Source organism: Paenibacillus sp. GCM10027627 (assembly GCF_042675505.1).
Classification (GTDB): Bacteria; Bacillota; Bacilli; order Paenibacillales; family Paenibacillaceae; genus Pristimantibacillus.
On record NZ_JBHTHB010000001.1, the window covers coordinates 1,387,200 to 1,405,005 of the forward strand.

The 17,806-nt window shown below is 33.0% G+C and carries 32 protein-coding genes; 2 read left to right on the forward strand and 30 right to left on the reverse strand.

Translation table 11 applies throughout. The features are described from left to right. Position 1: 1 nt before the first annotated feature. From ACFQZE_RS06545 to ACFQZE_RS06570, 6 genes are all read right to left on the reverse strand, one after another. Positions 2 to 1,474: a replication protein gene (locus ACFQZE_RS06545; RefSeq protein ID WP_379355544.1), complete on the reverse strand. Its 1,473-nt coding sequence runs from the start codon at positions 1,472 to 1,474 to the stop codon at positions 2 to 4. A gap of 72 nt (positions 1,475 to 1,546) precedes the next feature. Further along, positions 1,547 to 2,119: a hypothetical protein gene (locus ACFQZE_RS06550; protein WP_379354867.1), complete on the reverse strand. Its 573-nt coding sequence runs from the start codon at positions 2,117 to 2,119 to the stop codon at positions 1,547 to 1,549. A 9-nt stretch (positions 2,120 to 2,128) separates the two neighbouring features. Further along, positions 2,129 to 3,916: an ATP-dependent helicase gene (locus ACFQZE_RS06555; protein ID WP_379354869.1), complete on the reverse strand. Its 1,788-nt coding sequence runs from the start codon at positions 3,914 to 3,916 to the stop codon at positions 2,129 to 2,131. A 40-nt stretch (positions 3,917 to 3,956) separates the two neighbouring features. Then, a complete protein-coding gene (locus ACFQZE_RS06560; protein WP_379354871.1) occupies positions 3,957 to 4,298 on the reverse strand; it encodes a hypothetical protein in 342 nt (113 codons plus the stop codon). 68 nt (positions 4,299 to 4,366) lie between these two features. Then, positions 4,367 to 4,924 (reverse strand): hypothetical protein, encoded by a 558-nt coding sequence (locus tag ACFQZE_RS06565; protein ID WP_379354873.1) that lies wholly within the window; start codon positions 4,922 to 4,924, stop codon positions 4,367 to 4,369. 46 nt (positions 4,925 to 4,970) lie between these two features. Then, positions 4,971 to 5,156, reverse strand: a complete 186-nt coding sequence (locus ACFQZE_RS06570) for a hypothetical protein (RefSeq protein ID WP_379354875.1) — start codon at positions 5,154 to 5,156, stop codon at positions 4,971 to 4,973. Between the two features lie 360 nt (positions 5,157 to 5,516). On the opposite strand from ACFQZE_RS06570, the gene ACFQZE_RS06575 reads away from it, so the two are divergent. Beyond that, complete coding sequence (locus tag ACFQZE_RS06575) at positions 5,517 to 5,903, forward strand: YhjD family protein (RefSeq protein ID WP_379354877.1); 387 nt, start codon at positions 5,517 to 5,519, stop codon at positions 5,901 to 5,903. 2 nt (positions 5,904 to 5,905) lie between these two features. On the opposite strand, the gene ACFQZE_RS06580 is transcribed toward ACFQZE_RS06575, so the two are convergent. From ACFQZE_RS06580 to ACFQZE_RS06680, 21 genes are all read right to left on the reverse strand, one after another. Further along, complete coding sequence (locus tag ACFQZE_RS06580) at positions 5,906 to 6,088, reverse strand: hypothetical protein (protein ID WP_379354879.1); 183 nt, start codon at positions 6,086 to 6,088, stop codon at positions 5,906 to 5,908. Positions 6,089 to 6,117: 29 nt separating this feature from the next. After that, complete coding sequence (locus ACFQZE_RS06585) at positions 6,118 to 6,975, reverse strand: NUMOD3 domain-containing DNA-binding protein (protein WP_379354881.1); 858 nt, start codon at positions 6,973 to 6,975, stop codon at positions 6,118 to 6,120. A 39-nt stretch (positions 6,976 to 7,014) separates the two neighbouring features. Beyond that, entirely contained in the window at positions 7,015 to 7,716 is a 702-nt protein-coding gene (locus ACFQZE_RS06590; protein WP_379354883.1) for a metallophosphoesterase family protein, read from the reverse strand. Next, positions 7,713 to 7,979, reverse strand: a complete 267-nt coding sequence (locus ACFQZE_RS06595) for a hypothetical protein (protein WP_379354885.1) — start codon at positions 7,977 to 7,979, stop codon at positions 7,713 to 7,715. Before ACFQZE_RS06595 ends, ACFQZE_RS06590 begins: the two co-directional genes overlap by 4 nt. 32 nt (positions 7,980 to 8,011) lie before the next feature. Then, positions 8,012 to 8,263 carry a hypothetical protein gene (locus tag ACFQZE_RS06600; RefSeq protein WP_379354887.1) on the reverse strand — a complete coding sequence of 84 codons (252 nt, stop codon included), beginning with the start codon at positions 8,261 to 8,263 and terminating at the stop codon, positions 8,012 to 8,014. A gap of 59 nt (positions 8,264 to 8,322) precedes the next feature. Then, positions 8,323 to 8,565, reverse strand: a complete 243-nt coding sequence (locus ACFQZE_RS06605; RefSeq protein ID WP_379354889.1) for a hypothetical protein — start codon at positions 8,563 to 8,565, stop codon at positions 8,323 to 8,325. Positions 8,566 to 8,599: 34 nt separating this feature from the next. Beyond that, positions 8,600 to 8,761, reverse strand: a complete 162-nt coding sequence (locus ACFQZE_RS06610; protein WP_379354891.1) for a hypothetical protein — start codon at positions 8,759 to 8,761, stop codon at positions 8,600 to 8,602. Positions 8,762 to 8,774: 13 nt separating this feature from the next. Then, a complete protein-coding gene (locus tag ACFQZE_RS06615; RefSeq protein ID WP_379354893.1) occupies positions 8,775 to 9,197 on the reverse strand; it encodes a GTP pyrophosphokinase in 423 nt (140 codons plus the stop codon). A 58-nt stretch (positions 9,198 to 9,255) separates the two neighbouring features. Beyond that, complete coding sequence (locus tag ACFQZE_RS06620) at positions 9,256 to 9,441, reverse strand: hypothetical protein (RefSeq protein ID WP_379354895.1); 186 nt, start codon at positions 9,439 to 9,441, stop codon at positions 9,256 to 9,258. A 21-nt stretch (positions 9,442 to 9,462) separates the two neighbouring features. Continuing rightward, a complete protein-coding gene (locus ACFQZE_RS06625; protein ID WP_379354897.1) occupies positions 9,463 to 10,356 on the reverse strand; it encodes a hypothetical protein in 894 nt (297 codons plus the stop codon). 211 nt (positions 10,357 to 10,567) lie between these two features. Next, entirely contained in the window at positions 10,568 to 10,921 is a 354-nt protein-coding gene (locus tag ACFQZE_RS06630) for a hypothetical protein (RefSeq protein ID WP_379354899.1), read from the reverse strand. A 27-nt stretch (positions 10,922 to 10,948) separates the two neighbouring features. Continuing rightward, complete coding sequence (locus ACFQZE_RS06635) at positions 10,949 to 11,563, reverse strand: hypothetical protein (protein WP_379354901.1); 615 nt, start codon at positions 11,561 to 11,563, stop codon at positions 10,949 to 10,951. 90 nt (positions 11,564 to 11,653) lie between these two features. Then, positions 11,654 to 11,890 carry a hypothetical protein gene (locus tag ACFQZE_RS06640; RefSeq protein ID WP_379354903.1) on the reverse strand — a complete coding sequence of 79 codons (237 nt, stop codon included), beginning with the start codon at positions 11,888 to 11,890 and terminating at the stop codon, positions 11,654 to 11,656. A 182-nt stretch (positions 11,891 to 12,072) separates the two neighbouring features. Then, a complete protein-coding gene (locus tag ACFQZE_RS06645) occupies positions 12,073 to 12,306 on the reverse strand; it encodes a hypothetical protein (protein WP_379354905.1) in 234 nt (77 codons plus the stop codon). A gap of 73 nt (positions 12,307 to 12,379) precedes the next feature. Then, positions 12,380 to 12,619 (reverse strand): hypothetical protein, encoded by a 240-nt coding sequence (locus ACFQZE_RS06650; RefSeq protein WP_379354907.1) that lies wholly within the window; start codon positions 12,617 to 12,619, stop codon positions 12,380 to 12,382. A 39-nt stretch (positions 12,620 to 12,658) separates the two neighbouring features. Then, positions 12,659 to 12,976 (reverse strand): hypothetical protein, encoded by a 318-nt coding sequence (locus ACFQZE_RS06655; RefSeq protein ID WP_379354909.1) that lies wholly within the window; start codon positions 12,974 to 12,976, stop codon positions 12,659 to 12,661. A 36-nt stretch (positions 12,977 to 13,012) separates the two neighbouring features. Continuing rightward, positions 13,013 to 13,279: a hypothetical protein gene (locus ACFQZE_RS06660; RefSeq protein ID WP_379354911.1), complete on the reverse strand. Its 267-nt coding sequence runs from the start codon at positions 13,277 to 13,279 to the stop codon at positions 13,013 to 13,015. Between the two features lie 28 nt (positions 13,280 to 13,307). Next, positions 13,308 to 13,925, reverse strand: coding sequence for a hypothetical protein (locus ACFQZE_RS06665; protein WP_379354913.1), 618 nt, complete (start codon positions 13,923 to 13,925; stop codon positions 13,308 to 13,310). 39 nt (positions 13,926 to 13,964) lie between these two features. Then, positions 13,965 to 14,267, reverse strand: coding sequence for a hypothetical protein (locus ACFQZE_RS06670; protein WP_379354915.1), 303 nt, complete (start codon positions 14,265 to 14,267; stop codon positions 13,965 to 13,967). Positions 14,268 to 14,375: 108 nt separating this feature from the next. Next, positions 14,376 to 14,888 (reverse strand): siphovirus Gp157 family protein, encoded by a 513-nt coding sequence (locus tag ACFQZE_RS06675; RefSeq protein WP_379354917.1) that lies wholly within the window; start codon positions 14,886 to 14,888, stop codon positions 14,376 to 14,378. A 284-nt stretch (positions 14,889 to 15,172) separates the two neighbouring features. Continuing rightward, the gene (locus ACFQZE_RS06680; RefSeq protein WP_379354919.1) at positions 15,173 to 15,523 is read right to left on the reverse strand and encodes a hypothetical protein; all 351 of its coding nucleotides are present in this window, start codon (positions 15,521 to 15,523) and stop codon (positions 15,173 to 15,175) included. 416 nt (positions 15,524 to 15,939) lie between these two features. Between ACFQZE_RS06680 and ACFQZE_RS06685 the strand changes: the two genes are divergently transcribed. Continuing rightward, complete coding sequence (locus tag ACFQZE_RS06685) at positions 15,940 to 16,191, forward strand: hypothetical protein (RefSeq protein ID WP_379354921.1); 252 nt, start codon at positions 15,940 to 15,942, stop codon at positions 16,189 to 16,191. A gap of 59 nt (positions 16,192 to 16,250) precedes the next feature. Here the strand turns inward: ACFQZE_RS06685 and ACFQZE_RS06690 are convergent, their stop codons facing one another. The 3 genes from ACFQZE_RS06690 to ACFQZE_RS06700 form a co-directional block, all read right to left on the reverse strand. Next, complete coding sequence (locus ACFQZE_RS06690; RefSeq protein WP_379354923.1) at positions 16,251 to 16,529, reverse strand: hypothetical protein; 279 nt, start codon at positions 16,527 to 16,529, stop codon at positions 16,251 to 16,253. A 9-nt stretch (positions 16,530 to 16,538) separates the two neighbouring features. Further along, the gene (locus ACFQZE_RS06695; protein ID WP_379354925.1) at positions 16,539 to 17,249 is read right to left on the reverse strand and encodes a metallophosphoesterase family protein; all 711 of its coding nucleotides are present in this window, start codon (positions 17,247 to 17,249) and stop codon (positions 16,539 to 16,541) included. A gap of 260 nt (positions 17,250 to 17,509) precedes the next feature. Next, positions 17,510 to 17,725 carry a hypothetical protein gene (locus tag ACFQZE_RS06700; protein WP_379354927.1) on the reverse strand — a complete coding sequence of 72 codons (216 nt, stop codon included), beginning with the start codon at positions 17,723 to 17,725 and terminating at the stop codon, positions 17,510 to 17,512. Between the last annotated feature and the right edge of the window lie 81 nt (positions 17,726 to 17,806).

The window sequence follows — 17,806 nt, forward strand, 5'->3', positions numbered from 1 at the left end:
TTTACTTATTCGTTCCAAGATTCTTAACTTTGGCATATGCAACTTCTTTCCATACATTTAAATCAGAAATAACTTCGAATACTATCTGTTCATCCTCGCTCCCCTCACGATTTTTAGGAAGGAAGAGAATTAGATATTTTTTCTCTGGATCAAGATCATATTCTTTTTTTTGCCATTTTCCATTAAAATCCTTCTCGTAGTTATAACAAAATACCTTATGTTTCCCATCAAACTCATCGTCATAAAGAAGTCTACCAGCCATTACAACAGCAGCCACCTCAACGATTTCGAGTGACTTGCCAATACTTTCCAAATCCAAATAACGGTATTCTTTTCCGATTTTCATCTGGACTGTTGCTAATGTAGCACAGTTATAATTCTCTTCTTTGATACAATCATGGAGATCCTGAGCTGAATTTGAAAAAGCAAGCCATCGATCTGTCTGCTGCGTCAGGTCAGGTTTGAATGTATCGAAATAAACATGCTTATAGCCCAGTGGTCTATGTAATTCAATATTATTGATAACATCTTCAATACGATATTTCTTCAAAATAACCAACTTGATAAAGTCAGGCTGGTTTTGTTTGAGCCACTTAGCAGCCTCGATGAGAATTGCCTTCTGTTCTGGTGTGTAATGTCCCTTGTTAACTGTGTCTCTTGCTATAGGCTTCTTCAGAATTCGTGAGGCGACTGTAGCCAATAACCTACCTTGCCACCTTTTCTTCCCTTCCTCGTTTACAACGATAAGTGCTTTCTCAAAACTCAAACCACTTTCTGGATCAAGTGCCTTTGTGTTATGCTCGAATATCGAGAGCACAAATTTTTCTGTTACAATACTCGATTTACCAACACCACTGGAAAGTACAAGGTACATAAGATTACCTAATTTTTGACCATTGATTTTTTTTGTCAGTCGTGGAGAGTCAAACAGTGGAAGCCCAACTTCCTCACCTTGATCAAGTTCTTCGACTACCTCTTCAATATCCTCCGTAAGATTGTATATGATCACATCACCTGAATTGATTTGTGAAAACGAGGTTTTTATCTTATGTTGGCAAAAAGTTTGAAGTTGCTTTAGATTCATCTTTGCTAACTTCTTAACGAATTCGGTATCATACACATTAAGTAAATTTTCATCCTGTAGTATACGCAAGCTTTCATATTTTTGAACTTCACTAAAATGATAATCATCATTACTTTTGTCAACCACACATTCATTCATTAAATCTTGAACTGTAGAAAAGCCACCAAACTCATCATAAACTTCAAAATATGATTTCTTCCCTGTTTCTTGGGGTTTTGATGTAAGATACGAGAAAACTGATGTATCTTCAAAATTACGAATGCCACTGTCATACATGTCCTTACCTATGTAGTAATAAAAGTACCAGATCAGTTTTGTAAAGGTTGTCTGCTCAATTTTGTGCGATTTGTATTTGGAATATAGATTAGGATTCTTCCACAGATTCCCCACAAACAATGATTCATGTACCTCCGAAGGTGCTACAAATTCAGTTAAGTATTTTGTGCTAATAAAATCACTCCTCTATAGTAAGTGCGAAATATCCCCATCGTCTCTTCTCTTTTTAATGTTAGTTGCATCAGGAAATGACATATCTTTTTCGAACGTTTTTGATAATTCATTTTTAATTTGTTTTTCTAGTTTAATCTTCGTCTGCCGAACCTGCCACGCAGTGTTGAGTCCGTTGAGCATCATCGAAATGCATTTGTTGATGTCAGATGCATCTTTACCATCATTCAACACCGAAGAAATGAACCATTTAATTTTATCTTCTTGCAATTTGTAAGCTTCAAGCATTAGTCCATAACTTGGCCCTTGCTTATACCTCTTTTCAGTTTTGCCGTTAACAATGTCATTTCCATCACGAAGTTGGTGTAGTCGTTTAATATTTCTTGTTGGTATGGCAATGATCCCATGTAGTTCTTTTATGTATTCAAACAAATTACTCCATTCGATGTTCTCTTGTTTCTGTTTCTCTTCTCTTTCATTATGTATATCAAGACATTTTTCAGTATGCACAAACCTTTTATTCGGTAGTTGTGTCATTTCTTCTGGATCATCAAACTGTTTGCATATAGGGCATTTCCTTCCTGCCACTCAATCACCTCACCTATACTGCTCTACAAATACATTACCTGTTCCAATCTGACTAATCGTTAAATTGTCTTTACTTCGTGTTACTGCCACATAAAATAATCTGGCTTCGCTCAACAAAGTACTTCGTTCATGTGGAAATTTAGAGTCTTGAATCCCTACGAGGAATACATACTTAAACTCCAATCCTTTACTTGCATGAACTGACATGAGCTTTACAACGCTCTTTCCCTTTGATTTCTTTCTCGTATTTGATACATACTTCAGGAAGCTTTCAGGGTTTTCGGATCTCACAAATGACATCAAAGTATTTAGTGAGTCCAATCTTTCTTTTTTTTCGTCTGGATTTTTATATTTATCTTCTATGTATTTATGGATTTCAAAAGCCTTTATGATATTTGAAATCAACTCACCAGCACTTAAACCTTTATCTTTTTGCAGTCGCAGTTTAGTTATGTAATCTGCAAATAGTATTGCATTTTTACGCTGCCAATCTGCCTGATAATTATAATCTGACAACGCCTCGTAGTATGACAGATTCCGTACTCCTGCGTATCTCTTAATATCCTCAAGGAGCTTCCCACTAAAAAATGCTAAAGGATAATTCCTCATCTTAAAAACATCTAGAAATGCTCCGTCATCATGAGGATTGATGATTAGTTTTAGATAGCCAAGTATTCCTGCAATCTCTTTTCGTTTGAAGAAACTGCCATCACTTACGATGTCGTAATCAATGTCACGCTTCATTAACTCATGCTCAATGTGTGTCGATTGCTCATTTAGCCTGTAGAGAACGCAAATTTCATTTGGTTTCTCTTTTGCATCAAGCAATCCTGCAATGTCATCAACAATCTTTTTTGCCTCTGTTTCCCTATCTAGATATGTTAGAATGTTAATCTTCCCATCCTCTTGCCTAAAAGGGATTGCTTCTGAATAATGTGCATAGTTGCCATAGTATCGCTCAATAAATCGATTTGCTTTCTGAACAATATTCCTACAGGAACGATAATTTAGGTCTAAATTGATAACAGTCGCATCGTCCCAATCTTTGTAGAAGTTCATGCAGTATTCAGGATTACTCCCCTTCCACTCATAGATGGCCTGCCTATAGTCAAAAACTACAAACACATTTCCTGAACGCGTCAGTTCTCGAATGAGTAAATTATTTACCTTGTCACTGTCCTGATGCTCATCAACCAAAATGTAATCATATGTATACTTCTTAGGATTCGCTTTAAGCATGTTTAATGCTTTATGTAGATAATCGTCGAAATCATGAAGCTCATTTCTTTTTTTGTAGTCCTCATATGTCTTGTAGAATAATCGCAATTCTGATTCGCTATAATTGCTTTCCTTTTCAGCAAACTCATCATTGTATGATTTGAGATAGCATTTTTGATATGCAATGAACCCCTTAATGTCACCAACGTCAATATCTGCTGAGTATACTGCACTCAAAGCCTTCTCAATTTGCCAATCTTGAATGAGTTTGTCATGTGCAAAGTAAATGCCTTCTTTTGCAAGTAACTTGCCACAGATGTTGTGAAATGTTCCTGTATTTACATTGGTGTGTCCTAGTGCTTTCAGTTTATTTTTCAGTTCTTCGGATGCGTTATTTGTAAAACTAATCGCAAGTATTTCTTCTTCTGGTACTCCATGATGCGAGATAAGTTTATCGATTCTGTTTACTAAGACGGTGCTCTTTCCAGATCCTGCGGCTGCTATTGTGGCACATGCCCCCTCGTGATGGTTAATTGCTGCTTGCTGTTGTGGATTAAATTTGACTGATATTGATTTCACTCCCCTTCAAATACCCAAGAAAATTTAAGCTTTATTGGCTTTATCTAAACTCTAATTTTTCTCCCATTGATGCTGCACATTCCATGCCTTCCGCTAATTCTAGAGCCTTAATCTTATCATAATCTTCATTATCCCATGTTTTCACTAGTTCTCGTAGTCTAGGAGCCACTTTAGCACATCTTTTTGCAGTAATATGTCCATCACAATCAGAATGGTCTAGTAGATAAACAATGTCATCTTTTATTTCATTGAATTTTCTACTACCCCCAAAGCCCTGCATTTCATTCAAATTAAAACCTAATTCATTAGCCAATTTTTTGCGAAAATTATTAAATCCGCTATATGACCATCTTGCTTCACAATGACTAAAATCCAATCCCATATATATTCATCTCCTTATAGATGTATAATTTCATTTTGTTACTTATTAATTATATTTTATTCACACTTCTATCTTCCTTTGTAATTTGCTAACCTATCAGTCAGCTTTAACTCTTTCAATATGTATTCAACAAACAGTTTGTATGTCTGGTTATTATAACTTAAATGCTTACTAAGATATGGATAAGGATCTACTGGATGCTTATAGTACTTAACTTCAAGAAAGTATCTGTCATTAAACCTATCTCCACCTAATGTTCTTACACAGAGTTTTGCATATTTATTCGCAGCCTGTGGAATCCATGCATAATGATGCCAATGATAACTTCCATCTTCATCAAGCCTACCAGATGCATCAATCACATAAAGCACCTCTCCATTAGCCATCATTTTGAAATTTTCACGAGATTCCCACCAATTAAATGCTCTAGGAATTTTATATTCAATTCCATTTTGAATTAATTTCTCAAGTGTGGCGTCTTCTCTGTGTTGTTCTGCATCAATTTTCTTTTTTAATTCATATAAAGCATTATTAATTCCTGATTGTGCCGTTTTAGTTTGGCATTGTTTAAGATCCACTTTAGTAGCATCGTATTCCATCTTCATCTCTTCTAGTGTCATTTTCATTCTTAAAGATCCTCCCTCTTTTCTTATAAAAGACTTCTTTTGTGACCTACTCGCTAAACAATCCATCTGAATAGCCCTTTGCTTCTCTTTTAAGTTCATTAAGTCTATTTATCATTGTAGTACATTCTGATCTCCAAAATCTTTCTTGATCTTTGGCTGCTTCAAGTTTTTCTTCTAGCTCAATTACTTCGTCTATGTATTTCCTCATCTTTTCAACTACATCAGTTTTCACCTCATCATTTCTTGGGTAATAGCAGGATTTTTCATTTCTTCTCTTTATTCGACTGTTTCTGCTCTCAGAAGTCGATATGTATCCATGGTGACAACTTCCCTTGTAAACTTCTCTGGGCAGATTTCCAAATACCAGTTTGCTGTCTTATGATCAACATCAGTAGTTAAAACTCGTGCATATTCACCTTCCAAATCGTCTTTATCCCACTCTAAAACCACATATTTTATTTAAATCACCTCCAAATGAAAGTTTCATTTCACTATTAATTTAATTTATTCCTTCAATTCAAAATGACCACTTTACTACTGTTCAATTATCTTATAAAATAGAACAAACGTTCCTATTTAGAGGTGTTGAATAATGAGTCACCCTAGTGTCTTAACAATTGAAGAACTCACTTTAGTTAGAGATTCAATATTATTATTTTTGTTGATATCTGTTGTTGAAAAAAATAGATCTGATCTAAAATACTCTGACATGTCTTTGAAACAACTATTTATTGCTTCGACAGACTTAGTGCTTGATCTTATAAAGAAAGACTACTTATCAACCAAAACATCGCTCAAAAAATCAGGTATTAAAGTTATTGAGGTTGATGGTGATGCAAATTCTTTAAAATTTGAAATTTATTTTCGTGGGTATCAAGAACGTTTTCAAATTATGAAGTTTTTAGTAAAGTCACAATTGGGTGTTGCTTTAGGGAACTATGCAAAGCGAGCTGAAGAATTGATACGATTGAGAAAATGAAATCATGCTTTTACCAGCTCTACTTCATTAATTTGAGAAATCAATCCATCTAGATAGTTATCAAAAAAAAGTTCTTGGCGAATGTCTTCAGCATATTTATATGGAACCTCATTCTCAATAAAGTTAGATAGATTTTTATATTCATTAATAACTTCAATCAACTCATTTTTTAGTTCACTATTCATTAAATTTTCTCCTTTTTAGCTGATGAAAGCTATGTTTTATTGTCTGTTTCAACTTGGTTCCAACTATTTCCTGTATTTATGTTGCCAATAGTAGCCCTACTTACACCAAACTGATCTGCAATTACTTGTTGAGTTATTCCATCATGCAGCATTCTTTTAATAATAATCACTTTGTCTGCATTAAGAATAGCTCTAGGATTCTTTGAACCTTTATTGGCTTTGCTGAGTCTTTTTCGTGTTTCTTCACTTGGATTTTTCTTTGCTTTTGATAATTTTTCTTTGGTTTCTGCGCTAGCCTTCTTTCCAGTTCTACTTATGCTCATCATTACTTTCGTTTCCTCGCTATGTCTCTTTCCTTGTTGCTTCTTACGGAGTTTTTGCTTAGTTTCTTCAGTATGAGTCTTTCCTAAAAACCATTTTGTTTTTGATAGGCTTTCCATCCTTCTTCTAAGCTCTTCTTCTGAATATTTCATTTTCTTTCCCATATGAGCCTTTCCAATCTTCATTTTTGTTTCTTCAGAATGTTTTCTGCCTTTCCTTTTAGCACTCAGTTTCAGTTTCTGTTCATTTGTCCATCTCACTCCTAGTCTACTTCCAGCTTTTGATGCTAAGTTATAACCTACAAGTTGATTGTAAGAAGAAAGTTTATCAAGCCAGTGCTGTTCCCTTTCAATCAATTTATCCTGTGCCTCAACAATCTCAATTATCTGAAGTTTAAAACTTTCTTTACCATAATTATTCCAAGCTCTCTGTAGATATCTATTGTGATGAATTCCCAATTTCAGTTCTTTTTTATGCCTAGAAAACCTATACCCGATATTCTTTGAACTACCAACATAAATCTTTTGATTTATCATATTAACTATTTGATATATTCCACAAGTCATAATGTATCCCTTCCTAGCATTATTAACATATACCTCCATCTACAAGATACGAATCATTTGCTCATAGATCAATATTTGCTTATTTGGCAAATTCAAATTCTTATGAAAGTGACCAAAAAACCATTTTTGATATTGAAGTTTAGTTTGAATTTCTTCAAAGTACTCATGCATAACATCAACATCATACCTCATTCCATAATTATCTGCCAATGTCTGCAATGTAGACTCTGAACAAGTATGTGTTAAAACAAAGTCAACAATACATTCATTTTTATCGAGATTATTCAAACCTTCTTCATATTCTGCATATGAGGGCATTTCTCTAGCCCACCAATTTATCCATTCTTTACGATGTTCTTTATCATGAGAAGCAGCTCCACCAAAAGTGAAGAACTTTTTCCCCTGAAGGTTAAAAACTTGCCCTCTCATAAGATGATAAATGCTATCTTTGACTTTGTGAACTTTTCCACCATTCCATTCTTCTACTGGCATATTGTCAAGCAAGAAATGATTTTCATGATTGCCGTCAACCCAAATCGTAGTCCATGGTTTTTCGTTTAACCATCTTAGCCAATATTTCTCTTCAGCATTATTCTCTTCTCCATACCACACCCAACCAAAATCACCAACAACAATAACATAATCATCCTTTGTCATGTTCTTTTGTTGTGGAAAATTACGTGTATTGAAGCGCCGCATTGAAGAAGGCAACCCATGAACATCCCCAGTTACATAAATCATTTATCATCACCACTTTCAACTAAAAAGAAACAACGTGCTGGCCTACCTATATGTTTAACATAGCCTTTTTTAAAGAAACTACTTCTATCTAGTGCTGAGAGTACTCTATTGTTTATCAATATTGGATGAATTTTAGTTTCCTTTTCATATAAGCCAGCACGTTTGGCGCATTCATCAATCTCTTCTATGTCTCCATACCAAACACTAGATCGTTCGTTTTCCTTTAAAATATCTATCATGTGATGTGCAATTGTCTTTTTCATATACACTCCTTATAAAATAGAGTTTTTATTTCCTACGCGCTGTCAATTTGCATGGTTACTTTCACTATCTCCTTCGGGGTTGCTTCTATCCTAAAATCAAAATGAATCCTCTCATCATGGCCTTTAAGTAGATCATTAAATATTTGGACTACTGTATCTTTTTTCCACATATCAGCAAATCTAATAGATGTATTCGAGTGCGCATCAACACTCCAATTGTTTTCTTGCTGAAATCTCACATAGCCACCATCTAACATCCTTATTGCGTAGTAGATTTCTTCCATATCCTCACTCCCTTCTCCATGAAACCGAGATTCTATTCACTAACAATTGCATTACAGCATTAAACTTCCTCTATTTCATATCTTGATACATAAGAACATTTTACATACAATCTCTTTGCTGCGTTTTCAGCTCTATTTTTACTTGCGTATCTCTTTGTTCTCTCTACAATAGAGTTATCAAACCAAGGAAAATGCTGCCCCTCATAAGTATAGGTTTTACCAGCATAGTATCCATATGTGTTATTCTGATATATTGGATCACAATCTCTTGCGGTCGATAAATATATAACATAATGCTTCATAATACCCACCTTTTTTACACCATAAAAGAATATTTTATGTTCTTCTTTCTTCAATTATTGTATAAAATTTTTCATGATTAAGATTTACTGTTAAACCACCTTCAATGCTCTCCGCTTCACTTCTAGCTGTTGTCCATTTCAACTCTTTTATAATTTCATCTGTACCGAACTCTTTAATAACAACTCGATACTCCATTCCTCTCACCTCATCACCTCACTAACCTTTGTATTGCTGCCGCATATTTATTCATTCTTTCTTGATCTTTATCTGTAACTTCATTCAGCCTTGAAATATCCATATTATCATCAAGGTCTAGGATCTTGATTTTTGTGGCAAGTTTATTTGTCTTCACTCTATCTATAAAATCATCATATGTCTCACTCTCTCGCCTTGTGAGACAGTCAATTGCATCTACAATTTCAGCACTGTAATCTGATAAATATCTTAATTCGCTTAAGGTAATTTCAGTATCTTCAACAATATCATGAAGCAATGCAACAACTCTTTCTTCATCTGTTTCACATTTCAGCATCAATCTCAATGGGTGTAGTATATAAGGCTGACCACCTTTATCAAATTGACCATCATGCATGGTTGTTGCTAAATGAATTGCTTTTTTCAATATACTCACTTACTCTTACACCCTCTTTTTTCGACTCATAATGAAACACTTGTTTTATTTTACTTACTCAACCAACTTCGCAATAATCAGGGACTAAATTTAAAAGTTCATTAAAACTAGAACACCTAAAAGCCTTTTCTTTGAAATCATTAGCCTGTTCTACCAACCCTGCTGATTTCAATACATTACTTACTCTACCAATAATAGAAAATGCATTTCCATCTTCTCCTGTTAATTGAACATATGGTTTCACAATATCATCTCCTCATTTTTTTTATACTTCTTTGTACAACCTATCATTCTTTAAGAATCCATTTCTATTATAAAATCGCTTAAGATCTTCTAGTTTGTGATCCTCAAGTGGTCGAATTGTGCCACGTATAACTCTTATCGGCATTTTATATAAAGCAGGCTTTTGTTGATATTCTTCCCAACTACAAAATTTTTCTCGCCCAAGTTCATTAAAAGTGTTGAGATTATGTTGTGCAATTTTTTCATTAAGTAGCGGAACTAATTGTAACAAGGAATTCAACATAAATGATCCATGACCCAAGTTTTTTTCAATGGAGAAAAAGTCGTTTATAATTAATGATCCATTACTATTATAACTCAAGTACATTCTTGATGGATTTCTGCCATGAAGCTTTCCAAATGAAAGATATAATGTCGGATTACTTATAGAATCTGGATCAAAATCACTCAACTCATATGTAACGCATATCAACTTATTTTCTTTATCATATCCAATGTTAAAATAATGATGATCAAGTGAATCACATGTAAATTTATATCTAGAAACAACAGCTTCAAATACATCTCTATAATTTCTAATGGTATAAATTAACCGATTTAACTTGCGTTTAAGTTCATATTGTTCCAAATCCAACTCATCTAATATCTGGTTACATGTTCTAGGATCAAGATCACACTCAGTATAGAGGGAATCAATATCAACTTCAAATTCAGGTTCAGTACAATCTATTTTTGTTAAATCGCTTAAGGTTTTAGCACTTTTGATTTGATTTTCAATTTTTTCCACAGATTCATTTGTAAGTGAAATAAGTTCTGGTAAATAGGACACCTTAAGCTGTAATGATTTTATTGGATGACTAAAACATGTATGCTTCATTTTTTTAACTTTGCAAGTAATCTCTCTTAAAAGTTTCATGTGTCAGCTCCTGTATATACTTTACTCTTCACAATCATCAAACCAATCTTCTTCAAATATTCTATCACACTTTAAACATCACCACTTACTCAATCCTTCCTCTAATAATGAATCTTCTAAACAATCAGGGCACTCCTATCTCCCATTAAAATTTCAAATAAATCTCATCACCATAAAAATCAAAAATGATCGAACACCCTTTCTCTCTGGATTAACATTTCAAAATATAATCAGTGTGTCTAATAAACCAGCTGTCTTCACCTGAAAATGCTTTAACTTCTACGCCCATTTCTGAGTCTTTTACCTCAAATTCGTACCAATCAACAACTACAACTTCTTGACCTAGCTCGAAAGGGTGGTTGTTGCTATTTCCATTTATCAAAATTCTATCACCAACTCTTGCTGTTGACTTCTCTTTTGAAAATGTTCTCTTGATATAGTCTGCTGCATCATAAAACCCTAACAAATTTGCTATAGAAATCAAGTCTAGCATCTGATCAGTTACTGAATCCTGTCTTTGGGGGCATTTATTGATTTTCGCCACTTCATCTTTCCAATAAGACATAAATAAATTAACACCTCTCTAATACCTTTACAATCTATTTGCTATTAGCAGTTTTGCAGGTACTGTATCATCTGGAGACTTTTTATTTGTTTCTAAGTAATGTTTAAAACATCTATGTGCTGTAGTATCATGTGCTTGTCGTAAACAAGGACATACTCTACCATTATTGCTAGTTGAGCAACCATAAACCTGTGTACCATATTCATTCCAGTTAGATTGTATCATTCTTAGTTGAGATAATTGATTATTTTCTACTAATGAACACATGAATTTATCCCAGTCATACTTATCACGTTGAAGATAGGGAAGTGTGCTTAAGTAATATTGTTCATTATCTTCTAGTAATAGTCCTTTTTCAAACCTATCCAAGTTTTTAAACAAGACACGCCACATTTCAATTCTCATTCCTTCATCTTCAAGAAATAAGTTATGAAGTCTCTTGACAGTAATATAACCATCTATATCAAAGTACTTTCCTATTATCCTTCTCTTGTATGACGAGATTCTTTCAAGTAGAGATTCATAACGTTCATCATCTACATAATCAAATCCCCATTGTAAATGTTCTATACTCTCAAGAACCACTTCAAATGCCTCAACAAGTTCTTTGTTATTCATCTTGTCAAAATCAACTTTTTGCATATTGTGCCTCCTTCCCCCTATAAATTCAACATTTCATTCTCTTATGTAACATAATATTCAATAAGTTGTATCATGTCCTTGAAATTCAAACTAACTATTAATAATTTTTTCAATAATCTTAGTCGTCTCATCGTGATAATTTGATGGTTCTGTAGTTAACATACATCCATAGTTGTTTTGAAAATTAATATATTCGGGTGTATCAGCAACACCTAAATCCTCTAACATATTCTGAACTTGGGCATCCAGCATCATTAATTTCCAAGCAGTTTTTTCTCGTCGCTCCATTAAACTTAACAACTCTTTAGGAATTTTCTTCTGCTTCAAGTCTTTTGCCTCATTTCTATTTATGAACACTTGATATTCATCAAGATATTTTGCGACCTAGTGGCGTCTTCGCTTCTTGGTGTTCAGTAAACTCAGGGTCATCCTGTGCCTCTAGCAAACTTCTCAAATATACAATTTCCTTATCACTCAAATAAATTTGTTTTCCCATGTTCTCACCATATTCATTGAATGATTTCACCGCGTATAATCTTGCCTTTATCGTTATGATCCACTTCATAAAAAAAATTACAGGTATCACAAATCAAACGCTCACGAACATTGAATGTATCTTCAACAACACGCTTTTTCTTTGAGATTCTTCCCTTGCTTGTTAAATAGTGACGATAGGAAACATCAACAGATTTTTCATACTCCAAAATTTCACCACACTCACAAATTGGCAGTTGATATCCCATAACTTCACCTCGCGTTCAAAGCTATTAGTTCAACTCAGAATTGGTTAACCAATCAATTACAATGCGCTGATTTTTATTCATCAATCTGACTCCTCTTATTTACAAAGTGCAAAAACACTTTTTCTATTTCTTCAATATTGTCATCAATATTTCCTTCACAATTATTAATATATGTCAATGCTTCTGTAATTGGATCATCACCATAATAATCAACTACTACTGCTGTTAAATTTTCATATGGAACACCATATTTCTCTAATTCATCAATCACTTCTTGATGCAACATTTCTTGCTTTATCATTCGCTCTATCATATTGTTTTAGCTTTTGTTTCAGAGAATATGGCATAGTTTTCATTTGTTATCACCACTCTTGTCAACATTTCTTGCTCGGTATGCAATGATTCGCTTATTCATTTCATCTTCAATATATTGTTCAAACTTCCCATTCAATGCCAAATTAATATCTTTAATCAAATCTTCCCATTCATAGCTTTGAGTTGTCACATCAATTATTGAATCTTCAAACATACAACCTGATTCAAAAGATTCATCAGTTAATCCTTGTTTGATCAAATACTGTTCCAACTCATATCTCATCTGATTTGACTTTTGTGCAAATTCAGTCATCTTCCGAATATGTTCTTGCCATTTAATTGGTAGTTGTTTCATAAATACCTACCTCTCTCATAATCCCAATTAATGAAACTAGTCTCTCATGGGGAATTTCGCATATAGTTTTTCTCTAAACTCAGCAATATCCATTATGTAAAACTCTTTTTGAATAATGCCCATATCTCCCCAAATTACAGCTTTCCAGTCTTCACACACTTCAACGCATTCACCATCAAATGATGCCAATTCTTTTAGATGAAATCTCACATTATTGTACTGCCAGTGTCCTTCAATTCCATCAACTGAGTCAAAATCAAAGACAGCTATCCCACAAAAGTTCAGCGTCTCACGTTCTTCCATTTTTTAGCCACTCCTTATAATTACTCAATTATCTGTACATTAACTGATCCTCTCTATATTGTTCATAAGCCATGTCTGCATACATGTCCGACATTGCTTCTTCATAATCATCAGTGGTCATTTCAAACCTCGCATCTTCAAGCAGAACTTCAAGGTCTTCAATGTGCTGCTTAAAAAAATCAATCGAAAGCTCGTAACACAATTCAAGTTGATCTATCAATTCTTTCAGTTCTTCAGCACTCAAGTTTATTTCATAATGCGTAATTTCATTTCGCTTCTTATTCATGAAAGAAATTACAGTTTTATATTGATCAGATATTGGAATGTCACATAAAAACTGAACCCTATTTATACACTCATGTAAAGTAATTGTTTTAAGATTTTCATTAACTTCAAAGATATTGGTTTTTCCTTGCTGGATCATTTTCGCCTTAGCAGTCATATATTTGTCCAAGTCAGAAAAGACTAGGTATTCATTGTGATCCTTGAGAATGAGTTTCAACAAAATTTCAATGGCATGGTTCAATGACAAAATTGAATCTTTTAGACAATGATTGCTTCCTTCTTGAAGCTCCTTCATTTTTTCAATATTGTTGTGTGTAGCCTTTAATGAATCTATACCGTTTTCTAAAAGTGTATATTTCATAAATGTTCACTCCTTATTGTCTATAAAATAACCATTCTATTATATCAATTTTAATGCATTTTCAAATTCAATCAAATCAATTTCGTCAAATACCCAATAGTCAAGTGAACTATCTTTAAATACATATTGTGCAAAATTAAAACTCTCTGTAATTTCAATGGTGCATTTAATGCCATCTAAGTAAAAGTCAAATGACCCTTCATCTTCTCTAAAAAATTTATGTAGTTTTGATACTAAGTTCTGATCACTAATTTCTATTGAATAGAAAATTGGTTTTCCATCCTGTTCTTCATATGTGATCTTTTTAAATCCTTTTTCCTCAAGAATCTCAACATTAATCATCAAAATCCCCCTGTAACAAAAGTGTGCCACACTCTTCCATTTCTGTAGTTTGAGTATAGCACACCATGATTTTATTGGTCAATTATTTTATATTTTCATTTTTTTATTTTATCTTATTTTCAAATGCTTTTTCTCTGGTGCCAATGTTGCACCTTCCACATGGACACCATCTTTAAGCAACTTCAGAATCTCAGAATTCTTAATTTTATCTGGTTGTCGTTCACGAAACTCTTCTGGGATCAACGCCTCATTAAGTATAAACACAGATGGATTATTTTTTTGTAGAGATACGCTAAATGTACCAGCCTTAACTTTTTGAATACCATTAACCTCAAGTGCTCTACACATAAATTCCTTCAACCCATCAAATTTGTTTTGAAGATACTTACGTCTTTTGGCTAGACGTTCTTCCTCTACTTTAAATGCTTTAATGTCACCTTCAATGTTTTTAAGAAAAAATATGGTATTCTCAACTTTAGTTTCTATCATATCATCAATACTTTCAAGAGTTTCAGTATACAATTGTAAATCATCCTCATTTAAATCTTCAGTATCCCAATAAGCTTCAACATACTCATTAAGTTTTCTATACTTTTCTGCCAACTGATACAAGTTTGCCAATTCTATTCACTATCACCTTTCATTTTCAATTTTTAATTTATTTAAATCATGACATCTTAAACATGTTTTATATGTATAGAACTTGCCTTCACACAATCCTGAATAATACACAGAACCTTCATCTTTTTGTTTAACTTCATCGCACATTAAACATAAAAAATCTGCCTTATTACTCTTTTGAATTCTCACTCTTAAAATTCGATCATTTAAACTGGAATATGTATAGGCCTTACCTAGATCCTCATCATTTGCTATGTATACACTCATATTTCACCTAATGAAACTCACGTTTTATGACCCTTTAGATTATCTAATGCAAGTTCAATTGCTTCATTAAAGCTGCATCCACCATTATAATATTTCACTTCAAAATCAATGCTCTCTCCATCTTCATTAATACAAGCACTAAAAATGTCTTGATCTACATCAAGTTCTTGTCTTTCTACAGTGTAAATTAAACCATTTCTAATAATATATTTATGATAGTATTCATCAAGAAGTAGTTCTTGGTAAGAATCATAATATGATGGCAAGCCTTTATATTCCAACAACCTCCTGCACTGTCCCTCTAAAGTTTCATGATCAATCTTTTTGCATTCTTTCAAAATACCTCTATAGTAAACTGTTTCACTCATTAATAAATTCTCTCCCTTATTTACCTATACAAAATCAACTTTGATGCCAATTACTTCTGTCTTTATTGTTTTGAATTTTTCCCATCCATTAAGTATCTGTTAAATTATTAGAACTCATTTTTAAAATCCCTCCGTTTCATTTCTGTTATTAAGATTTCATCTCATTGCAAAGTCAAGTCTTCACATAATTACTTTAGTAATATATAATTTTATATACTATAGACATTATTTTGAAATTTGATCTTCCTATATTTATTCCTTCCAATTATTAAAGTAATAGCATAATACTACTTTTTAATAGACAGGCTCTCTCAAAAACTTTTATCCGCAGGGCATAAATCCAATGTAATATGGGAAAAATAGACTAGACAGGGCTTAGTTCCCTCCACATCATAAATTATAGGAGAGTGCTGATAATGATTGTACATTATTGTAAAAAGAGTGCTTGTGGATTAAACATTGTTGTAGTTAAGGTTGACCGTGAATATTATCTTAATAATAAAAACTCTCAAAAAATCTTAGTACATTTGCAATATCTATTTGAGAAACCTGTTTACTTATACTCTGACGAGGTTTCTGAAGATGGTATTGGAGAGCATGAATGGATTCTAAAATACATTCGAATGTTTGAAGCACATTGGCATTTTGACCAGCTAGAATTCAAGTAAGAACTTATACGTTGAGCTGTTGATTATTCAGCAGCTCTTTTATAATGCAAATAAATTTCTCATTTAATAGCCTTATTTTTATGTAAATTACGCATTCTCTCAGCAGCCTTTTCTTTTTGCTCCTCACTCATTTCACGTTTATTGCCTGTTCGAAATGACACTTGGTTAAATTTCAAGTCCTTATACCAATGAGATCCGTCATCATCGATGCGAAATGGTTTAATTCCTACTTTTAATAATTTAGTTATTATAGTAGGCTGAAGAGTGTATATAGTCCAAAGCTTAGTTTCATCATCTTGTCGGATCACTGTCTCACGCTCAGTCGATGTGTAGCTCATTTTCCATCCTCATTTCTTGATATTATACTGTCTATATCCATCATCCTTGATCTCTAAACAGTTAAGTTGCCTACCATAAGCACATGCTCCATCGATACCTATTTTGTCACCACCAAACCAAATATCCGAAATACCATGCAAATATTCAGTTGGAGTATGACCAAATACAACTTTCTTAGATAATTTAGTTGCATTTTTATAAAAGTCTTCTCTTACCCAATAGAATTCACTTTCAGGCTGTTCTCTCCAATTTGAATAGTAAGGGTTAATTCCAGCATGTACAAAAATATGTTTGTCATCTTCAAAGTAAAGTGGAAGCTCTTTTAAAAACTTTATATGGTCTAAATAAAACTCAACTATATGCTGTTTTGCTTTTAAATATTCATCCCAATTAAAACCTTCATTGAAAAAATCGAAACCAACATAACTTTGAACTGTAGTGATTCCACCATTATTTAACCAGAGACCATCTTCATCATTTTCAAATGCATCAATCATCATTTGATCATGATTGCCTTTTAATACAATAACCCCATATTCTTTATTCAAATGAATGACTTTATCTAAGACGGCTTTACTTTTATTGCCTCGATCAATATAATCACCAAGTAAAATAAGTTGGTCGCTGTTTGAATTATACTTTGATATTTTTAATAATTCCTCAAACTGATTAAGACAACCATGAATATCTGATATGGCTAAAGTTCTTATTTTTATCATTCCACTTCTTAATGATTTTTGATTTTATTTTTTAATTGCTTTATTAATGTTGGATGCATAATGAATTGATTATTGAAGAAAAAGATTTTCTTTGAAGGTACATATTTGTAGCCATACCGCTTCAACCATTTTTTATTAATTCTTTTTTTGTGATGTCGCTTACTTTGAACCTTATCAGTAAGATGTGAGTTTTCAATTACAGCCATTCCGTTGTAAAACAACATATATCACTCCCTTTATAAAAGTTCTCTTTCAACACCTTATAATTGAACTTGGCTTTCTTCAATTTCAATTTCCCAATGCCCATTTTCATTTACATACGGCATTGATTCAGCTTGAAATTCACAATTACCATAAGAATCAGATACATAATCTCCGTCAGGTTCAAACAATCTAAATACATCGCCTTGACTCAGAAATTTAAATTGACACTCTTTCCAATCACCTAAAACCAATCTTTCAACTTTTCTATCCATTACTTGCACCTCGCATAAATCCTGTATTTTATTGTATGGAATCCCTGCCACTCAATAAAATTAGAATGACTTTTTGATTTT

Bases quoted from the DNA above. Each gene is read 5' to 3' on its own strand.
- ACFQZE_RS06660 (WP_379354911.1), bottom strand. From the start codon at position 13,279: ATGGAAGAACGTGAGACGCTGAACTTTTGTGGGATAGCTGTCTTTGAT.
- ACFQZE_RS06700 (WP_379354927.1), bottom strand. From the start codon at position 17,725: ATGGATAGAAAAGTTGAAAGATTGGTTTTAGGTGATTGGAAAGAGTGT.
- ACFQZE_RS06695 (WP_379354925.1), bottom strand. From the start codon at position 17,249: ATGATAAAAATAAGAACTTTAGCCATATCAGATATTCATGGTTGTCTT.
- ACFQZE_RS06655 (WP_379354909.1), bottom strand. From the start codon at position 12,976: ATGAAACAACTACCAATTAAATGGCAAGAACATATTCGGAAGATGACT.
- ACFQZE_RS06650 (WP_379354907.1), bottom strand. From the start codon at position 12,619: ATGATAGAGCGAATGATAAAGCAAGAAATGTTGCATCAAGAAGTGATT.
- ACFQZE_RS06685 (WP_379354921.1), top strand. From the start codon at position 15,940: ATGATTGTACATTATTGTAAAAAGAGTGCTTGTGGATTAAACATTGTT.
- ACFQZE_RS06610 (WP_379354891.1), bottom strand. From the start codon at position 8,761: ATGGAGTATCGAGTTGTTATTAAAGAGTTCGGTACAGATGAAATTATA.
- ACFQZE_RS06605 (WP_379354889.1), bottom strand. From the start codon at position 8,565: ATGAAGCATTATGTTATATATTTATCGACCGCAAGAGATTGTGATCCA.
- ACFQZE_RS06670 (WP_379354915.1), bottom strand. From the start codon at position 14,267: ATGATTAATGTTGAGATTCTTGAGGAAAAAGGATTTAAAAAGATCACA.
- ACFQZE_RS06585 (WP_379354881.1), bottom strand. From the start codon at position 6,975: ATGACTTGTGGAATATATCAAATAGTTAATATGATAAATCAAAAGATT.
- ACFQZE_RS06600 (WP_379354887.1), bottom strand. From the start codon at position 8,263: ATGGAAGAAATCTACTACGCAATAAGGATGTTAGATGGTGGCTATGTG.
- ACFQZE_RS06635 (WP_379354901.1), bottom strand. From the start codon at position 11,563: ATGCAAAAAGTTGATTTTGACAAGATGAATAACAAAGAACTTGTTGAG.
- ACFQZE_RS06625 (WP_379354897.1), bottom strand. From the start codon at position 10,356: ATGAAACTTTTAAGAGAGATTACTTGCAAAGTTAAAAAAATGAAGCAT.
- ACFQZE_RS06575 (WP_379354877.1), top strand. From the start codon at position 5,517: ATGAGTCACCCTAGTGTCTTAACAATTGAAGAACTCACTTTAGTTAGA.
- ACFQZE_RS06590 (WP_379354883.1), bottom strand. From the start codon at position 7,716: ATGATTTATGTAACTGGGGATGTTCATGGGTTGCCTTCTTCAATGCGG.
- ACFQZE_RS06630 (WP_379354899.1), bottom strand. From the start codon at position 10,921: ATGTCTTATTGGAAAGATGAAGTGGCGAAAATCAATAAATGCCCCCAA.
- ACFQZE_RS06595 (WP_379354885.1), bottom strand. From the start codon at position 7,979: ATGAAAAAGACAATTGCACATCACATGATAGATATTTTAAAGGAAAAC.
- ACFQZE_RS06560 (WP_379354871.1), bottom strand. From the start codon at position 4,298: ATGGGATTGGATTTTAGTCATTGTGAAGCAAGATGGTCATATAGCGGA.
- ACFQZE_RS06690 (WP_379354923.1), bottom strand. From the start codon at position 16,529: ATGAGCTACACATCGACTGAGCGTGAGACAGTGATCCGACAAGATGAT.
- ACFQZE_RS06680 (WP_379354919.1), bottom strand. From the start codon at position 15,523: ATGAGTGAAACAGTTTACTATAGAGGTATTTTGAAAGAATGCAAAAAG.
- ACFQZE_RS06645 (WP_379354905.1), bottom strand. From the start codon at position 12,306: ATGGGATATCAACTGCCAATTTGTGAGTGTGGTGAAATTTTGGAGTAT.
- ACFQZE_RS06665 (WP_379354913.1), bottom strand. From the start codon at position 13,925: ATGAAATATACACTTTTAGAAAACGGTATAGATTCATTAAAGGCTACA.
- ACFQZE_RS06565 (WP_379354873.1), bottom strand. From the start codon at position 4,924: ATGAAAATGACACTAGAAGAGATGAAGATGGAATACGATGCTACTAAA.
- ACFQZE_RS06580 (WP_379354879.1), bottom strand. From the start codon at position 6,088: ATGAATAGTGAACTAAAAAATGAGTTGATTGAAGTTATTAATGAATAT.